This is a genomic window from Pacificibacter marinus (assembly GCF_018860665.1).
GTDB classification, from domain to species: Bacteria; Pseudomonadota; Alphaproteobacteria; order Rhodobacterales; family Rhodobacteraceae; genus Celeribacter; species Celeribacter marinus_A.
Genome location: NZ_JAHKPK010000009.1, coordinates 1 through 1,631, shown reverse-complemented (window position 1 = coordinate 1,631; position 1,631 = coordinate 1). Strand labels below are relative to the sequence as shown.

1 protein-coding gene and 1 pseudogene are annotated in these 1,631 nt (G+C 42.9%); one reads left to right on the top strand and one right to left on the bottom strand.

Annotation, left to right across the window (positions count from 1 at the left end; all coding sequences use genetic code 11):
* A partial coding sequence (locus KO497_RS01995) for a hypothetical protein (protein WP_215942295.1) occupies positions 1–466 on the top strand: 466 nt, incomplete at its 5' end.
* Between the two features lie 561 nt (positions 467–1,027).
* Here KO497_RS01995 and KO497_RS01990 read toward each other — a convergent pair.
* Positions 1,028–1,631, bottom strand: a pseudogene (locus KO497_RS01990) (glycine dehydrogenase (aminomethyl-transferring)); the annotation flags it as partial.

The window sequence follows — 1,631 nt, the reverse complement described above, 5'->3', positions numbered from 1 at the left end:
AAAGAACAGGCTCCCAATTGATAAAACAAGAAGAGCGTTAGGGGTTACAAGCGAAAATCGGAAAGCTGTCGAGAAGTATGAATCTGCAATTGATGAAATTTGGGATTTAATTTCACCTTCAATACCAAATATCAATAAGACTCAGTTCTTTGGCTTCGAACCAATTACGGGTATTGACGGAGTTCAGCATACTCAGCACGGTGCAATATCTGGGGCATATATTGTGCTCAATATGTTAGGCATAAGCCCCGACAAAGGCCTTGCGAAAAGAGACAAGATCAAGAACGTAATGTCAGATGGGCAGCACGCTGGAATGGCATCTTATTGTAATGCCCTAGTTTCCGCTGATAGAGGAATAATTAACAAATCAATGTGTATATTTTCGTACCTGAATAATATTACCAATGCTTTGCATTTTGAGTATCAAAAAGGGTACCAGCTTCGACTTGAGGTAAGCAAAATATAACACGCGCATGTTGTCGGAACGTTTTTTCGCTGCGCTCCAAACCAGCCGTAAATGCCTGCGACGATGTCTGCAACTTGTCTTGAGCTGACTGTTACAGAGCGACTAACGACTTCCGCAATACGCCCTTTTCGGTCATCGACCAAGGCTACTTTTCCGAGGCAAATTTTAAAGTATCTATTCCTTGCCCCCGTAGATTTGCAAAAATGACTAAACCTGAATAACACATAATCGAAAAGTATTTCGTCTATAAAAACACTACTAAAAACCATATAACCTATTGAATATAAAAAATTACATAAGATTGTAAAAAATGACACTGTCATTAAAACCTACACAAATTTTGTTACCAACCAACAGCAACTGTTTATTATTACAGTTGCTGTATAAATATTTAGTGAAATATTTCGCTTGTTACACTAACTGCCAATTTTTACCAAAATAAAAAAGCGAGCACTCAAGGCTCGCCTTTCAAATCTATAAACAGCTTAGTCAGTCACAATCTTAATTATGGTCACAAACTTAATTAAAATAGTCACAGACTTAATTAACAGTCATCAATCATTACTCAGCCGTGTCATAAGCGTCCATCGGCACACACGAGCAGAACAGGTTACGGTCGCCGTATACGTTGTCGATACGGTTCACCGTTGGCCATACTTTACCCATACGTACGAATGGTGCTGGGAATACTGCTTGTTCGCGGGTGTAAGGGCGGTTCCAATCTGAATCCACTAAATCGTCCATTGTGTGTGGCGCATGCTTGAGTGGGTTGTTTTCGGCGTCTAGCTCACCGTGTTCGACTTGGGCAATTTCGCTGCGGATTTGCGCCATGGCTTCGATAAAGCGGTCGAGTTCGGCTTTTGATTCGGACTCGGTCGGCTCGATCATGAGTGTGCCCGGTACCGGGAACGACATAGTCGGTGCGTGGAAGCCGAAGTCCATCAGGCGTTTAGCGACGTCTTCTTCGCTGATACCGGATGCTTCCTTCAATGGGCGCAGGTCGATGATGCACTCGTGTGCGACGCGGTCATTACGGCCAGTGTAAAGAACAGGGTAGTGCTCAGCTAATTTTTTAGCTAAGTAGTTAGCATTCAAAATAGCGTATTCAGTCGCTAGGCGTTGGCCCTCGCCACCCATCATTTTGATGTACATCCATGAGATAGGT